Source organism: Myxococcus xanthus, from assembly GCF_013116825.1.
In the GTDB taxonomy this organism is placed as follows: domain Bacteria; phylum Myxococcota; class Myxococcia; order Myxococcales; family Myxococcaceae; genus Myxococcus; species Myxococcus xanthus_B.
This window is the reverse complement of record NZ_JABFNS010000108.1, coordinates 1-14,693: the sequence shown is the minus strand read 5'-3', so window position 1 is coordinate 14,693 and position 14,693 is coordinate 1. Positions and strand designations below refer to the sequence as shown.

General features: G+C 70.7%; 15 protein-coding genes. 1 reads left to right on the top strand and 14 read right to left on the bottom strand.

All coding sequences use genetic code 11. The annotated features are described in order from the left end of the window. Positions 1 to 72: 72 nt before the first annotated feature. The 12 genes from HNV26_RS26815 to HNV26_RS26755 form a co-directional block, all read right to left on the bottom strand. Positions 73 to 393, bottom strand: coding sequence for a hypothetical protein (locus tag HNV26_RS26815; protein WP_253817076.1), 321 nt, complete (start codon positions 391 to 393; stop codon positions 73 to 75). Between the two features lie 131 nt (positions 394 to 524). Further along, positions 525 to 1,721: a hypothetical protein gene (locus HNV26_RS26805; protein WP_171443789.1), complete on the bottom strand. Its 1,197-nt coding sequence runs from the start codon at positions 1,719 to 1,721 to the stop codon at positions 525 to 527. Next, positions 1,718 to 2,287, bottom strand: coding sequence for a c-type cytochrome (locus HNV26_RS26800; RefSeq protein ID WP_171443788.1), 570 nt, complete (start codon positions 2,285 to 2,287; stop codon positions 1,718 to 1,720). The genes HNV26_RS26805 and HNV26_RS26800 overlap by 4 nt, the downstream gene beginning before the upstream one ends. After that, complete coding sequence (locus tag HNV26_RS26795) at positions 2,284 to 2,808, bottom strand: DUF3341 domain-containing protein (RefSeq protein ID WP_171443787.1); 525 nt, start codon at positions 2,806 to 2,808, stop codon at positions 2,284 to 2,286. The genes HNV26_RS26800 and HNV26_RS26795 overlap by 4 nt, the downstream gene beginning before the upstream one ends. After that, on the bottom strand, positions 2,805 to 4,283 hold the full coding sequence (gene nrfD, locus HNV26_RS26790) for an NrfD/PsrC family molybdoenzyme membrane anchor subunit (protein ID WP_171443786.1): 1,479 nt from the start codon (positions 4,281 to 4,283) through the stop codon (positions 2,805 to 2,807). The genes HNV26_RS26795 and nrfD overlap by 4 nt, the downstream gene beginning before the upstream one ends. After that, the gene (locus HNV26_RS26785) at positions 4,280 to 7,258 is read right to left on the bottom strand and encodes a TAT-variant-translocated molybdopterin oxidoreductase (protein WP_171443785.1); all 2,979 of its coding nucleotides are present in this window, start codon (positions 7,256 to 7,258) and stop codon (positions 4,280 to 4,282) included. Before HNV26_RS26785 ends, nrfD begins: the two co-directional genes overlap by 4 nt. A gap of 12 nt (positions 7,259 to 7,270) precedes the next feature. Next, positions 7,271 to 7,912 carry a cytochrome c3 family protein gene (locus HNV26_RS26780; RefSeq protein WP_171443784.1) on the bottom strand — a complete coding sequence of 214 codons (642 nt, stop codon included), beginning with the start codon at positions 7,910 to 7,912 and terminating at the stop codon, positions 7,271 to 7,273. Between the two features lie 18 nt (positions 7,913 to 7,930). After that, a complete protein-coding gene (locus HNV26_RS26775; RefSeq protein ID WP_171443783.1) occupies positions 7,931 to 8,548 on the bottom strand; it encodes a respiratory nitrate reductase subunit gamma in 618 nt (205 codons plus the stop codon). Further along, positions 8,545 to 9,387, bottom strand: coding sequence for a c-type cytochrome (locus HNV26_RS26770; protein WP_253817075.1), 843 nt, complete (start codon positions 9,385 to 9,387; stop codon positions 8,545 to 8,547). Before HNV26_RS26770 ends, HNV26_RS26775 begins: the two co-directional genes overlap by 4 nt. Before the next feature lie 183 nt (positions 9,388 to 9,570). Then, positions 9,571 to 9,969, bottom strand: coding sequence for a hypothetical protein (locus tag HNV26_RS26765; protein WP_090490155.1), 399 nt, complete (start codon positions 9,967 to 9,969; stop codon positions 9,571 to 9,573). Between the two features lie 41 nt (positions 9,970 to 10,010). Continuing rightward, entirely contained in the window at positions 10,011 to 11,120 is a 1,110-nt protein-coding gene (locus HNV26_RS26760; protein WP_171443782.1) for a cytochrome-c peroxidase, read from the bottom strand. A 235-nt stretch (positions 11,121 to 11,355) separates the two neighbouring features. Continuing rightward, positions 11,356 to 12,168 (bottom strand): YfiM family lipoprotein, encoded by an 813-nt coding sequence (locus HNV26_RS26755; protein WP_171443781.1) that lies wholly within the window; start codon positions 12,166 to 12,168, stop codon positions 11,356 to 11,358. 71 nt (positions 12,169 to 12,239) lie between these two features. Here HNV26_RS26755 and HNV26_RS26750 point away from each other — a divergent pair, with 71 nt between their 5' ends. Next, positions 12,240 to 13,388 carry an acyltransferase family protein gene (locus tag HNV26_RS26750; protein WP_171443780.1) on the top strand — a complete coding sequence of 383 codons (1,149 nt, stop codon included), beginning with the start codon at positions 12,240 to 12,242 and terminating at the stop codon, positions 13,386 to 13,388. A 15-nt stretch (positions 13,389 to 13,403) separates the two neighbouring features. Here HNV26_RS26750 and HNV26_RS26745 read toward each other — a convergent pair whose 3' ends face one another. After that, entirely contained in the window at positions 13,404 to 13,982 is a 579-nt protein-coding gene (locus HNV26_RS26745) for an FxsA family protein (protein WP_171443779.1), read from the bottom strand. A 51-nt stretch (positions 13,983 to 14,033) separates the two neighbouring features. Beyond that, positions 14,034 to 14,564, bottom strand: coding sequence for a hypothetical protein (locus HNV26_RS26740; protein WP_171443778.1), 531 nt, complete (start codon positions 14,562 to 14,564; stop codon positions 14,034 to 14,036). Positions 14,565 to 14,693: the final 129 nt, after the last annotated feature.

The following is a 14,693-nucleotide window of genomic DNA, read 5'->3' as shown; positions in this document are numbered from 1 at the left end:
AAACCCCTCCCCATGAGATTCGACCCGCATGTTAAATTATGTATACAGCGGAGACCAATACCCCGCGCGCACTCAGGGGCTGGCGTCCGCGGCGAAGGCGGCACGCGCTTCTTCCGTAAGGTCCAGTGACTGCGAACAGCCGCGCGCCTGGGCCCGAACACCTGCCTCCAACACGGCCTGGACGGGCGTCACGGGCGCCTCCCAGCAGCGCATCCCGGATGCCCACGTCATACTTCCGGCAGTCCCCTGCCGAAGCGAAAGTGGGCGCGCCCTCTTGCCCAGGTCCACACCGGGATGCGTCGCCCCGGCTTCATGGGAGCCGCAGAAGGTGACGTTCGGCAGCGAGGAGCGCACCACCTCTTCCTGGCGCGAGGCGACGACCTGGAGCACCACCCCGTCCACACCTGCCCTGGAAAGGGCAACGCCGCCCGCCGAGGAAGGCGGACGGCGTCGCGGTGGGGGAGCGGGCATCCGGGGAGGCCTCGGCGCCGAGGCTTCCACCGCTCCCTTTCTTTGAAACAGGCTCAGGTGTGGTGGTGCAGGCTCTCCACCAGGTATGGGTCACCCACCGGCACCATGGGCGTGGAGCGCACGGTGCGCGTCACCGCCAGCGTGAAGAGCGCGGCCATGCCCACGAAGCCCGCCAGCTCGAACACGCCCAGCGCCACGCCGTCAGGCTGACTGCCCGGCACCACCATCAGGTAGAGGTCCAACCAGCGCCCCACCAGGAGGATGGCGGCCACGCGCAGCAGATGTGACGGATTGCGCTTCGCCGGCCGGGGCAGCAGCAACACGAAGGGCAGCGCCCAGTTGAGCGCCACGTTTACGTAGAAGGCCACCGCCCAGGTGCCGTGCAGACGGGTCACGAAGTAGACCGTCTCCTCCGGGATGTTCGCGTACCAGATGAGCAGGAATTGCGAGAACCACAGATAGGCCCACAGCGTGGCGAAGCCAAACATCAGCTTGCCCAAGTCATGCAGGTGGCTGGTGTTGAGCTGCGGGAGCGCGCCCGCGCGGTGGAGCAGGATCGCCGCCACGGTGATGGCGCACACGGTGGAGCTGAGCAGGCCCGCGAAGTTGTAGAGGGCGTAGATGGTGCTGAACCAGTGCGGCTCCAGGGTCATCAACCAGTCGAACGCGGCCAGACAGAAGGTCAGCGCGAAGAGCACCAGGAACACCGCCGACACCGTCACGTTGCGCCCGGCCAGCTCCGGGGAGCGCTCCACGTCCTGCCGCAGGGAGATGCGCCGCAGCATCCAGGTGAAGCCCACCCAGAGCGCCAGCATCACCACCATGCGGACCGCGAAGAAGGGCACGTTGAGGAAGGCGGCCTTCTCGTGCAGCAGGTGGTCCGTCTCCATGACGCCCGGCTTCGCCCACGGATACAGCGTGGACACGAAGGGCAGCAGCGCCAGAATCGTCACCGCGCCCCAGGGCACGTAGGCCGCGAAGGCCTCCGGGATGCGCTTGAACACGGTGAACCAGCCCGCGTTGGCCACGTACATCAGCGCCAGGAACACCGCGCCGCCCAGGCCCAGACACAGGAAGTAGAAGCCGCTGGTGAGCAGGCTCGTCAGGGCACGCTCGCGCGCGATGGCCAACCCCGCCACCAGGATGCCCAGGCCCACGCCGGCCAACACCTGCGCCGCGCGGTGCACGGCGGGAGGAACCTCGAAGCCGCTGCTCGAAACAGCGGCCTCCTCATGCGTCGAAGTACTCATGGCACGTCCTTCCGCGCCGTCCGCGCGGGGTCCTGCAAGGTCCGGACGTAGTGGACAATCTTCCACCGGTCCTCAGGGGCCACCTGCGAGCCATGGGCCGGCATCAACCCCTGCCCATGGGTGATGATGTGGAACATCTGTCCGTCCGGAAGCTGCTTCGCGCGCTCCGCCAGCAGCGACGGCGGCATGGGGAAGCGCGCGGTGACGAGCCCGTCTCCCAGGCCCTCCGTGCCGTGGCACGGCCCGCAGTAGCGCGAGAAGGTCACCTTCCCCCGCGCCAGCACCTCCGGCGAGGCCGGGTACGGATTCTGGAGCTCCCGCCCCGCGCGCGCGGCCTCCTCCGGCCCCGCGGCCAGGTGCAGCGGCTGATGCCCACGCGGCACCGTCCCCGTCACCGGCGACAGCAGCGTCTTGCCATCCACGGTGACGGGGTTGGCCGCGAAGGTGTCGAACGGCACGGACGACACCATGTCCGGCGCGTATTCGAAGTTGGGCCGCGTCTCGTCCTGCTCGCAGCCCGCGACGGTCAGACTCAGGACCACCACGCCCAGATGCAGCCTTGTCACGACGCCACCTCCTCCAGCAGGTCCGTCGCCACCGCGCCATGGCGGCGCATCAGGTCCTCGGCCGCGTCCAGCTCGGACGGGGCCTCGCGCGGGGCCACCGCGATGGCGAACCGGTCGTCCGTGACACGCGGCAGCACCGAGCGGCGGCTCCCGGGGAACAGCCTCGCGCGCGCCAGGAAGGCCGCCACCGTCGACAGCGCGGCGAACAACACCGTGAGCTCGAAGGCCACCGGGATGAAGGCGGGGAACGAGTTGAAGGGCTTGCCGCCCACGTTGAGCGGCCAGCTCACCACGCTGGTGTAGTACTGGAGCGACAGCGCCAGCGTGCAGCCCAGCAGGCCCGCGCCGAAGCACACCCACGTGAGGCGGCTGGGCTTGAGGCCCATGGCGTCATCCAGGCCGTGCACCGCGTAGGGGGTGTACACGTCGTGGAGGACGAAGCCCGCCTCGCGCACCGCTCGGGTGGCGTTGAGCACCTGCGCTTCACTGTCGAAGTAACCGATGAGAACCGGGGCACTCATACGGGGGCGTCCTTTCGGGTGGCGATGGCCAGCGGCGCCGATGCAACGGGCCGGTGGGCCACGGGGTGCGGCTCCTCGGCGACCGGCTTCGCGGGCGGGTGCGGCTGCGTTCCGTGGCCCTCACGAGCGAAGTTCAGCACGCTCTTCACCTCGCCGATGGAGATGATGGGCAGCACCCGGACGAAGAGCAGGAACAGCGTGAAGAAGAGCCCGAACGTCCCGATGAAGGTGCCCACCTCCACCATCGTCGGCGTGTACATGGCCCAGCTCGACGGCAGGAAGTCACGGTGGAGGCTGGTGACGATGATGACGAAGCGCTCGAACCACATGCCCACGTTGATGACCAGCGACAGGACGAAGATGGCCGCGGGCGAGGTGCGAATCTTCTTGAACCAGAAGAGGTGCGGCGACACCACGTTGCACGTCACCATGATCCAGTACGCCCAGGCGTAGGGGCCGAAGGCGCGGTTCATGAAGGCGAAGCGCTCGTAGGGGTTGCCCGAGTACCAGGCGATGAAGAACTCCGTCGCGTACGCCAGCGACACCAGGCCACCCGTGACGATGATGATCTTCGTCATGTTCTCCAGGTGGCGCAGGGTGATGAGGTGCTCATAGCCCAGCACCACGCGGGTGATGATCATCAGCGTCAGCACCATGGCGAAGCCGCTGAACACCGCGCCCGCGACGAAGTACGGCGGGAAGATGGTGGTGTGCCATCCAGGGATGACGGACGTGGCGAAGTCCATGGAGACGATGGTGTGCACGCTGAGCACCAGCGGCGTCGCCAGGCCCGCCAGCAGCAGGTACACCGTCTCGTAGCGGCTCCACGTCCGGTTCGAGCCCGTCCACCCCAGCGACATCACCTTGAAGACGGCCTTGCGAATCCCCGCCTTCGCCCTGTCACGCACCGTGGCCAGGTCCGGAATCAGGCCCACGTACCAGAACACCGCTGACACGGTGAAGTACGTGGAGATGGCGAACACGTCCCACAAGAGCGGCGAGCGGAAGTTCACCCACAGGCTGCCGCGGTCGTTCGGATACGGCATCACCCAGAAGGCCAGCCACGGCCGCCCCAGGTGGATGATGGGGTAGAGCGCCGCGCACATCACGGCGAACAGCGTCATCGCCTCCGCCGCGCGGTTGATGCTGGTGCGCCACTTCTGCCGGAAGAGGAAGAGGATGGCGGAGATGAGCGTGCCCGCGTGGCCAATGCCCACCCAGAACACGAAGTTGGTGATGTCGAAGCCCCAGCCGACGCTCTTGTTCAGGCCCCAGGTGCCGATGCCCGTGGCCACCTGGTAGCCGACGATGCCGGCGCCCGTGCCGAGCACGGACACCGCGATGCCGAAGGCCACCCACCACTTCCACGTGGGGGCCCGCTCCATGGGGGCGCAGATCTCCTCGGTGAGCTGGCCCAGGGTGCGCGGCTCGGTGACGAGCGGTTCGCGCAGCGGGGACAGATGCTGGTTGCTCATGTGCCGCTTCCCGACCCGGTGTTCCGGATCTTCGTGAGGTAGGTGATGGACGACCCGATGTTCAGCTCCTCCAGCAGCCGGAACGCGCGCCCGTCCTTCGCCAGTCGCGCCACCTGGCTGTCGGGGTCGTTCACGTCACCGAAGTGGATGGCCTTCGCGGGGCAGCTCTGCTGGCACGCCGTCTGGATGTCCCCGTCACGCAGCGGGCGGCCTTCCCGGTTCGCGGCCGCCTTGGACTCCTGGATGCGCTGCACGCACATCGAGCACTTCTCCATGACGCCCCGGCTGCGAACCACGACGTCCGGGTTGAGCACCATCCGCTCCAACGGCTCGGCGTGCTCGTAGTCGAACCAGTTGAAGCGGCGGACCTTCGTGGGGCAGTTGTTGGCGCAGTACCGGGTCCCCACGCAGCGGTTGTAGACCTGCTGATTGAGGCCCTCGCTGGAGTGCACCGTGGCCAGCACCGGGCACACCGTCTCGCACGGGGCATTCTCACAGTGCTGGCACATCATCGGCTGGTGGACGACCTGGGGATTGGCTTCGTCCCCCTGGTAGTACCGGTCGATGCGCATCCAGTGCATGTCCCGCCGGCGCAGCACCTCGTCGCGCCCCACGCTGGGGATGTTGTTCTCCGCCTGGCACGACACCACGCAGGCCGAGCACCCCGTACAGGCGCTCAGGTCCACCGCCAGCGCCCACCGGTGCCCCTTGTACTCGTGGCCGGACCACAGGGAGAGCGAGTGCCCTCCCCCGCCGTGCCCCGCATGCACCTCGTTGCCCGCGCGCGGGTTGGCCAGGAAGGCGGCCAGCTCCGCCTCGCGCACGTGCGGCCGCCCCTCCAGCCGGTGGTGCGTCTGCGTCAGCGCCAGGGGCTGCTGCTCGCCCGTGGCCTGCACCGTGACGCCGGGCACCGTGCGCCGCGCGCGTCCGTCCACCACCGCCGACAGCGGGTAGCCGTTGACGCCGACGCCATCCGCGACGCGCCCGGCCTGCGTGCGGCCGTAGCCCACCGCCACCGCGATGACGGAGGGGTGCGTCCCCGCCTGCACCAGCACGGGCACCGACAGCGTCGTGCTCCCCGCGCGCACCTGGACGACGTCGCCGTCCTTCAGTCCCAGCGCCTTCGCGCGGGCCGGAGCGATGCACGCCGGGTTGCCCCACGTCACCTTGGTGATGGGGTCCGCCACCTCCTGGAGCCAGGCGTTGTTCGCGGGGGCGCCGTCGCGCAGCGCCACCGTGGGGTACAGCACCAGCTCCCACTCCGCGGCATGACGGGCCACGCCGGCCAGCGCCTTCGCCAGCCCCTCCTCGCGGAAGGCGGGTGCCTCCGCCGCGGCGGCGCCGAGCGTCACCACGCCCCGGCGGAGGGCATCATCCCAGAAGGCGATGAAGCCCTGACCCAGGCCGCTGGCCCGGGGGAAGACCTCCGCCTCCCAGCGCGCGCGGAGGAAGTCGTAGTGCGGCTGGGGCGCTCCCGCCCACTGGAGCAGCGACTCCACGCCGCTGCGCGTCTCGTGCAGCGGCGCCACCGCGGGCTGGCGCAGGGACACGACGCCCCGGCGCACCTCCGCGTCGCCCCACGACTCCAGCGCGGTGGACTCCGGTGCATGGAGGCCCACGTGCACGGCCGTCTCGTCCCGCCGGTCGCTGGTGGACAGCGTGAGCGGCACGTCCTTCAGCAGCGCCGCCAGCTCCGCGCCGCGCGGGTCGCTGTAGACGGGATTGACGCCCATGAAGAGCACCGCGCCCACGCTGCCGGCGCGCAGCTCGGTCAGCAGCGTCCCCAGGGACAGCGCGTCCGCGTCCAGCGCCGTGCCGTCCGCCAGCGACACCGCGTGGCCCTCGTTGCCCAGCAGCGCGTTGGCGGTGTTGGCCAGCACCTGCGTGGCCACGTCATCACCGCCCGCCACCACCAGGGCGTCCTGGCGCTGGGCCCACAACGTGTCCGCGAGCTCCGCCCTCGAAGCCTCATCCAGCGCGGGCGGCGGCAGGGACGCCAGTCCGGGCACCTCGCGGCCCGCCTTCACGGCGAGCCGCCGCACCAGGTCGGCCAGCACCAGCGCCACATCGGAAGGCGCCACCACGAAGCGGCGGTCCGCGGCGGCACCGGTGAGCGTCATCACCGGCTCCACCTGGAAGTGCCGCGACATCGTCCGGCGCCGGGCCGCGTCGCGCGACTCCGCGTACTGCCGGGTGAAGGCCACGGGCGACACCCACGTCCCCAGGAAGTCCGCGCCGAAGCTGGCGATGACGGCGGCCTTGTCGAAGCGGTAGTCCGGCACGGCGCGCACGCCATGCGTGACGCGGTGGGCGTCTGCGATGGCGGACAGCTCCCCCAGGGCTTCGTCGCGCACGGTGCGCGCGGTAGGGTACGCGGTCAGGAAGCGCTTCACGGCCGCCTCCGCCGTGGGCCCCAGGTGCCAGGGCAACACCACGCGGATGCCCTTCCCTGCCTCCGCGGCCTTGCGCAGGGCCTGCGTGACGTCCGCGTCCAGGTCCGTCCAGGACACGCGCGTGGCGCCGCGGGTGGGGTAACGGGCGCGGCTCGCGTCGTAGAGCGACAGCACCGACGCCTGGCCCACCGCGCACACGCCGCCGCGCGACACGGGGTGCTCGTCGTTGCCCTCCACCTTGATGGGGCGGCCATCGCGCGTCTTCAGCAGCAGGCCGCACCGGGCGATGCACCCGTTGCAGGTGGACGCGTACCAGAGCGCCAGCCCCGGCGTGACTTCATCCGGGCGCGCCACGTAGGGGATGATTTGCTGCACCGGCGCGCGCTGGCAGGCCACCATGGCCGCCGCGGCGCTCAGGCCCATCACCTTGAAGAAGTCACGGCGGCTGCTCGCATCCGGAGGCGTGGCGGCGACGCCCACGGGGAGCGGCTCCGCGAATTCATCTTGCGTCTGTGCGAGCGCGCCAGGGTCGCCAGCGCGCTCCGCCAGGCTCTGCCAGTACTTGGGAAGTGGGTCGGACATGGATGGGACTCCTCAGCGGTGGCAGCTCGAGCAGTCCGTGGGGGGCTGCAGGATTCGAGGGGCCTTCAAGGGCTCCGGTGCGGGTGCGCCGGATGACAGGGCCAACAGCTCTCCAGCGCGGGGCGCGGAAGGCGGCGGCGCGGACACCTGCTTCGCCGCCGTGTCGCGGTGACAGTCCAGGCACCAGCCCATCGTCATGCGCTCCCTCTGCTCCACGCGCACCATCTCCTGCACGGGCCCGTGGCACGTCTGGCAGTCCAGGCCCGCCCCCACGTGGCTGGCGTGGTTGAAGTACGCGTGGTCCGGCAGGCGGTGGATGCGCACCCACGCCAGCGGCTTGTTCTCCGCCACCGCGGCCGCGACCTTCTGGATTTCGGGCGAGTCGGTCTTCACCTGCGTGTGGCAGTTCATGCACACGCTGGTGGAGGGCACGCCGGCGTGGCGGCTCTTCTCCGCGCCCACGTGGCAGTACTGACAATCCAGGCCGTACTGCCCGGCGTGGACGGCGTGGGAGAAGGCCACGGGCTGCTCGGGCATGTAGCCCTGCTGGTTGTTCACCGGGCCGCTACAGCCCGCCAGGGAGAGCGCGGCCAGCGGGCCCATCCAGGCAGCGGTCAGGGCACGACGAGGGAAGCGAGTCGAGGCGTCTTTCATGACGGGTGTGCCGCCGCGTCAGCGGGCGGTCTCCTCCCGAGGCGTGACGAGCAGGGGCGCGGTGAGGGGCTCGGGCCGCGCGCGGATGAAGAGAGCCAGCGCCAGCACCACCATCCCGAACAGGGTGTGGAACTGGACGATGAAGGGCGCCTGCGTCAGCAGCGACGCGTCCGGCTGGAAGGCCAGCGCCGAGCGCAGGTACGGCACCACCACGTGGACGTACCAGGCCGAGCCCCAGCGCAGCGCCACCGCCAGGTAGAGGCCGGAGCACGACTGCGCGAACAGCAACCCCAGCAGCGCGGCGGTGCCCCACTGCCCTTCTCGCGCCCGGCGCAGCGTCAGGCCCACCAGGCCCCAGGCGAGCAGCAGCGCGCCGATGAGGCCCACCGCCTCCAGCGTGAAGAGGCGGCCCGGCGACGCATTGAAGGCCTGCATCGCGCGCGGCGCCAGCAGCCCCAGCAGATGGATGAGGGCCACGATGACGCCCCCCGCCAGCACGGCCCGCCCAGAGAGCGTCCACGGGGTGGGAGCGCTGGGGGCACTCGCGGGCGCGCGTGTCATCAGCCGGCGCGCCACGCCCGCCACGGCCGCGCCCGCCGCCACGTAGGGGATGGCGGAGAAGAGGGCTTCACTCACGGCTGACCTCGCTTGGCGTGCGCGTTGAAGGCAACGCCCATGAACCCGAGCACCGCGAGCATCCCGACGAGGCCCAGGTAGAAGAAGTCCCTGTCCGTGCGAGGCTTGCTGCCGTCGCGCGACACGTCCGCGAGGTACGCCTTGAGAGCGTATTGCTCCTCCTCCTCCAGCGGGGCCTTCGCGTACAGCGCGGCCATCATCGGCGTGTCCAGCTTCGCCAGGAGAGGCCGCATGCCGCGCTCGCCCATGCGCGCGAAGGCGAAGGTGAGGTTGGGCCCCAGCGTGCCGCCGCCCGCCACGCCCAGCCCGCGCACGTCATGACAGCCGAAACAGGCGGGACCGCCCTTCGCCAGGGCCTCCGTGCCCTCGAAGAGCCGGCGGCCGCGCGCAACCTCCTCCGAGGTCGCGTCCGTGCCCATCTTCGTCGCGGGCGACGGCTTGCAGCCGCCTGGCCCCTTCTTCGAGCAGTCGCGGAAGAAGGCGTAGAGGGCGCCGAGCTCCTCCGGAGCGAGCTGCTGGTCTGGCATGCGGATGCCGTTGAACTGCTTCAGCAGCGCGTTGGCCACCGGGTCGCCTTCGTCGATGACGGCGCCGGGGTTCGTGATGAAGCGGGTGACCCATGCCTCGTCGCGCCGCTCCATGACGCCGTGCAGGTCCGGCCCCACGCGGTCGCCCTCGCCCACCGTGTGACAGGTGGCGCAGCGCTGCGTGAAGAGCGTGGCTCCTTGCGAGGCGCTCTGTGCTCCCGCCACTGGCGCCGCCACCAGGGCCAGAAGCTGAATGACGGGGACGAGCCCCCGCGCCATGCGCGGTCGTCCATCCTGGGCGTGTGTCCGCATCGCCGCGTGCCCCTCCTCGAAGGGAGGCCGGGCTCACTGCCCGGCACGCTCGGCACGAATTGCAATGCGAGGGCCAGAATGACGAAAGGCCAACACCCAGGCGGACATGCGTGGGGGTTGGCCTGATGCGCGCAGCATTTGCGCCGCGCGCCGTGATTCAGCGCAGCATTTACCCGGCGCGGATCACATCGCCGTCGTGGTGAACACGCCACGGCCAATGGCCATGATGCCGCCGATGATGAAGACGATGGACACCACCACGCCCACCAGCGGCAGCACGAAGGCCGGCTGCGGCTTGCGGCGGTTGATGGACAGCGTCGCCTGCGCCACGCCGGCGGCGAGCACCATCATCACGATGTGCCCGATGAGCGCCGGGTAATAGAAGCGCGTCACCAGCACGCCGACGCCCAGCAGCACCTGAAGCTGGAGCAGCCCGGAGTAGGCCGAGCCCAGGATGCGCCCCAGCTTGTCGAAGGGCTTCCGGGTGGCGAGCCCGTAGGCGAAGTACGCGAGGGCCAGGATTCCAGCCAGCAGCACCAGATAGCGGAGCCCGGAGTGGGCGTAGAAGAGCATTCGGTCCATGGGCCTCGCTGCTTAGCAACGAGCGGGGCGCCGCGCACGTTTCAAGACGGGTCCGGCTTGGGCGTCTTCGCGGTGCTGGGGGGCAGTTGGGGCGGAGCGATGAACTCCGCGGGGGGCAGCTCCCCCGTGAGGCTCTTGAGGAAGGCGACCAGGTCGTCCACCTCCGGGTCCGTCAGCGTGCGCGCCAGCTGGTGCTTCGCCATCAGCCGCACCATCTGCGGCAGCTCCACCACGCTGCCGTCGTGCAGGTATGGCCCCGTCTTGTCCACGTTGAGGAGCGTGGGCACCCGGAACTTGCCCCGGTCATCCTCGTTCTTCGTGGCGTCGAAGCGGCCCGCGTCCTTCAGGCCCGGGTAGTCCTCGATGAGGCCCAGCTTCTGGAAGGAGGTACCGCCCACGGCGGGGCCGTTGTGGCAGGTGGTGCACCCCGTGGTGGCGAAGAGCTGCAGACCCCGCAGCTCCTGCTCCGTGAGCGCGTCGTGCTTGCCGCCCACGAAGGCGTCGAAGCGCGAGGTCGTGACGAGCTTGCGCTCGAAGGCGGCGATGGCGCGCGCCGTGTTGGCCATGGTCACCGGCTTCTTGTCGCCCGGGAAGGCCTCACGGAAACGCTTCGTGTACTCCGGGATGGAGGTCAGCGTGGCCAGCACGCGCTTCTCATCCGGCATGGCCATCTCCACCGGATTGAGGATGGGGCCGGTGGCCTGCGCCTCCAGCGTGTCCGCGCGCCCGTCCCAGAACTGCGCGATGTGCCCGGCCGCGTTGTACACGGTGGGCGAGTTGCGCGTGCCCTTCAGCCCCTTGTGGCCGTCCGACAGCGCCTTGTTGTCCACGCCGAAGGTCGTCAGGCCGTGGCAGGTGTTGCAGGACACGTCGTGGTTCTTCGACAGGCGCGGCTCGAAGTAGAGCATCCGCCCCAGCGCCACCTGGGCGTCGGTGTCCTCGGGGGGAGGCGGCGCGTCCTTGCGCTGGGGCAGCGGCTTGAAGAAGTGCGCGAGCTGCTCGGCCGTCATCGGCTTGGGCGCCGGCAGCTTCTGGGCTTCCGGCGCGGCCACGGGCGCCTCGGCGGACGGCGGCGTCCGCTCACACCCCGCGAGCGCACTGACGCCCAGCGCGGACAGCGACAGCAGCGAGACCCACCGGTTCTGAATCATGGAAGCCCTCCATGGCCGCTTCGATAGCGCGGCGCAAGCTACCAGCAATCAACCCGGCAGGAATGCCGCGTCGTGACGTCCCTGTATGTCCGCTTTCCGGACCCATCAGCCACCGGGCCGCCTTCCCGCTCCGGAAGCACTCGAACGACCAGGGCGGCCTGCGCGATTCCCGACAGCGCGCTACCTCCCAGTCCCAGGCCGCCGCGCGTGCTTCGGGCAACAGCGCTCCCGTGCCTCAAGGCCGGGCGCGCGGCGCATCGAGCGGCATCGACGAGACGATGGAGGACAGATGCGGGACGGCAGCGGCGGTGGACCGGTGGAGGACGTGGAAGTGCTCGTCTGCCGGAAGTGTCTGATGAAGGGCGGCGCGCGTGCCGGAGGACTGGACCTGCCGCGCTGGCTCCAGGGCACGCTCACTGAACGCGGCCTGGGGGAACAGGTCCGCGTGCTCCCCTCCGGCTGCATGAACCAGTGCCCGCGCGGCAAGGTCACCGTGCTCGTCTCCAGCGACGCCGGGCGCGGCGGCGCCCTGGTGACGGTGGACCCGAGGCTGCATCGAGAGGAGCTGATACAGCTCGTCGAACGCCATGCGCGTGGCGAGCCGCCCCGGGAGGCCCCCGTCCCCAGCGACGTGGAGACGGAGCGCGACGGGGCGACGTAGCCGCGCCCGACGGGCCACCTCGGACGGCGTGTCGTCACGGCGGAAGACGAGCCGGTCCACCACGTACGACACCGCGAGCCCGGACGCCGTGCCCACCGCGTCCCATGCCAGGTCCTTCATCGAGAACGTCGTCCCGCGCCCCAAGTCATAGAGCTCCTTGCCCACCCCCGCGCCCATCGCGAGCCCCGCGCCGGTGAGCCAGCGCGCGTGGGGATTGTCGAAGAGCAGCGCGCCACCGGCGTACCCCGCGCCCGCGAACACGAAACACGCCGCGAAGTGCTTGGGCTTGTCGGGCCCCAGCCACGCATCCCCCGACGCGGCGCGCGCGCCGAGAGGAGCCAGGAGGACGAGCAACAGTAAGCTGGGCAGCAGGGCGTGCAGGCGCATGTCCCTCCCTGTAGCACCCCACGCCCCGTCAGGGCGCCCTGTCTCTCCGTGAAGCGGGGGCTGACGCGTTCATGCGTTTTCGAGACGTGGCCCGAGTCACGGCCTATGCTGGGGACCTCGTGAGTCAACTCGGCCCTACCTTCACCTTCCAGAAACGAGACACCCGGCACCCCGGGCTCGACTGCGCGCGCGGGCTCGCGGTGATGGCGATGGTCATCGGCCACACGCTGGACGCGGTGTTGTCGCCGGCCGTGCGTGCGGACGTGTGGGTCCAGCACTACTGGACCTGCCGAGGCATCACCGCGCCCCTGTTCCTGATGGTCGCGGGGTGGGCGGTGGTCGCGGCGCTGGGCTCGAAGCCCACGGCGGCCCGGGACACCTACGGAAAGCGGGTGCGGCGCGCGCTGCTGCTCATCTTCCTGGGCTACCTCGTCCACTGGCCCGGGTGGTCCACGGTCCTCCAGATGGGGATGACCGAGCAGATGCTGACGAAGGTGCTCGTCTTCGACGCGCTCCAGTGCATCGGCTTCGCCCTCCTGGCGGGCGCCACCCTGCTGGCGGTGACGCCGGGCCGCTGGGGACGCACGGTGATGCTGGCGGTGGTCGCGGTGGGCCTGCCGCTGGTCAGCGCGACCGTGTGGACCCTGGGTGAAGGGTTGCCCGGGCCGCTGACCCAGTTCATCGGCAGTGGCGGCGCCAGCCGCTTCCCGTTCTTCCCGTGGGCCAGCTACTTCTTCGCGGGCGCGCTGGCCGCGAGCCTGCTGGGCACCCTCCGCCCCGGCGTGCCGCAGGGGCTGGCGCTGCTGATTCTGGGCGGCGGCCTCTTCTGGTTCATGCGCGGGCAGAACCAGGACTGGGGCACCGCCAGCGCGTGGCTGGTGGCGTACCGCGTGGGCCAGGGGATGATGGTGCTGGGCGTGGTCAACCTGCTGCCGCGCAAGGTCAGCGGCCTGCTGGCGCCCCTGGGCCGCCTGTCGCTGTGGGTCTACGTGCTGCACCTGCCCATCGTGTACGGCTGGTCCAGCTACGCGGGCCTGTCCAGCCGCGTGGGCCCCACCCTGACGCTTCCGGAGGGACTGGGCATCGGCGTATCGCTGCTGGTGGGCTGCGCCCTGGTGGCCCGCCTTGGAACGTGGCTGAGGGACCAGGCCCGGCCGTGGCGCACCGGCTCCACCACGCTGGAAGCCAGCGTGGGCAGCCTGGGCTCGCGCGGGAACTGAGGTCCGGGCGGCGCGTCAGCTCCGCCTGGGCTCCTCCTCGGTGAACTCGGCATCCACCTCCGGCTGCGGGCCCTGAGGCCGGCGGGCCACGGTGCCGCCGGCGTCCGGCTCCAGGGCGTCGGTCCGCGGAGAGCGCGGCACGGGGCCTCCGGGAAAAGGGCCTCCCACGGACGCGTGGAAGCCCCCCCCGAACGCCCCGCCACCGAAGGTGGTGACGTGCATCGAGCCCTCACGCACCTTGCGCTCCAGGGTGCGGCGCACGCGCGCGGAGATGAGGCGCCGCACGGGCGGCAGCAGGAGCAGCAGCCCCACGACATCGGTGATGACGCCGGGGATGACGAGCAGCACGCCGCCGGCCAACACCAGCAAGCCACTGAGGATGCCCTCCTCGGGCACCTGGCCGCGCGCCATGGACTCACGCCAGTGGCGCAGCACCCGCTTGCCCTCCCGCCGGGAGAGCGCGGTGCCCACCAGGCCGGACACCAGCACCCAGGCAAGGGTGGGCATCGGCCCTATCTGCCGGCCAATGGCCAGGAGCAGGTAGAGCTCGAGGAAGGGCACCACGATGAGGGCGAGGAGGAGGTAGCGGAACACGCCCCCAAGGTAACGCTTCGAGAGGGGTCGTGCTCGTCTTCCGCCGCCGCGTCAGCGCCCGCCGAGCTGCCCCACCAGGGTGTCCACCACCAGGTACAGGACCACGAAGATGCCCATGACGATGAGGACCATGCGCGTGGAGAGCTGGAAGCCGCGGGAGCCCTCCGCCTCCAGCGCGTAGCTGCCCGCGCCCATCGCCTCGGGCACGCCGGCCACCTCGCCCGCGTAGCGCGCCGTGCGGACGTACTGCTCCACCACGCCGGCGTCGTCCTTGCCGGTCAGCGAGCGGCCCAGCTGCGGGTCCACCAGCCGGACACCGGCCTCGGAGGCCAGGGCCGCCGCGGCCTCCACGGCCTCGCGCATCAGGTCGGGGCGGTCCGACAGCGGCACACGCAGCTCGGTGGCCACCACCTGTCCGCCCTCACGCAGCTCGCCGATGTCGACGTCGCCGTTCTTGAAGGACCACCTGCGCACGCCGTCCGGCCGGGCGACCACGCCCCGCTCGGAAAGGAGGGCATCCACCCGCGCCGCCTCATAAGGCGAGCCCGGCGTCATCGTCTGGAGGAGCAACTCGTATCTCACGCGGGTTGCGAGTATACGCCGCGAACGCCATGTCCACCTCTTCCAAGCCCCCCTCCCCGCGCCGAAGCGGAAACCGGCCCTCGGGCCCCTCCTCTCCGCAGCAGGGCCGGTTTCCGCTTCGGCGCGGGG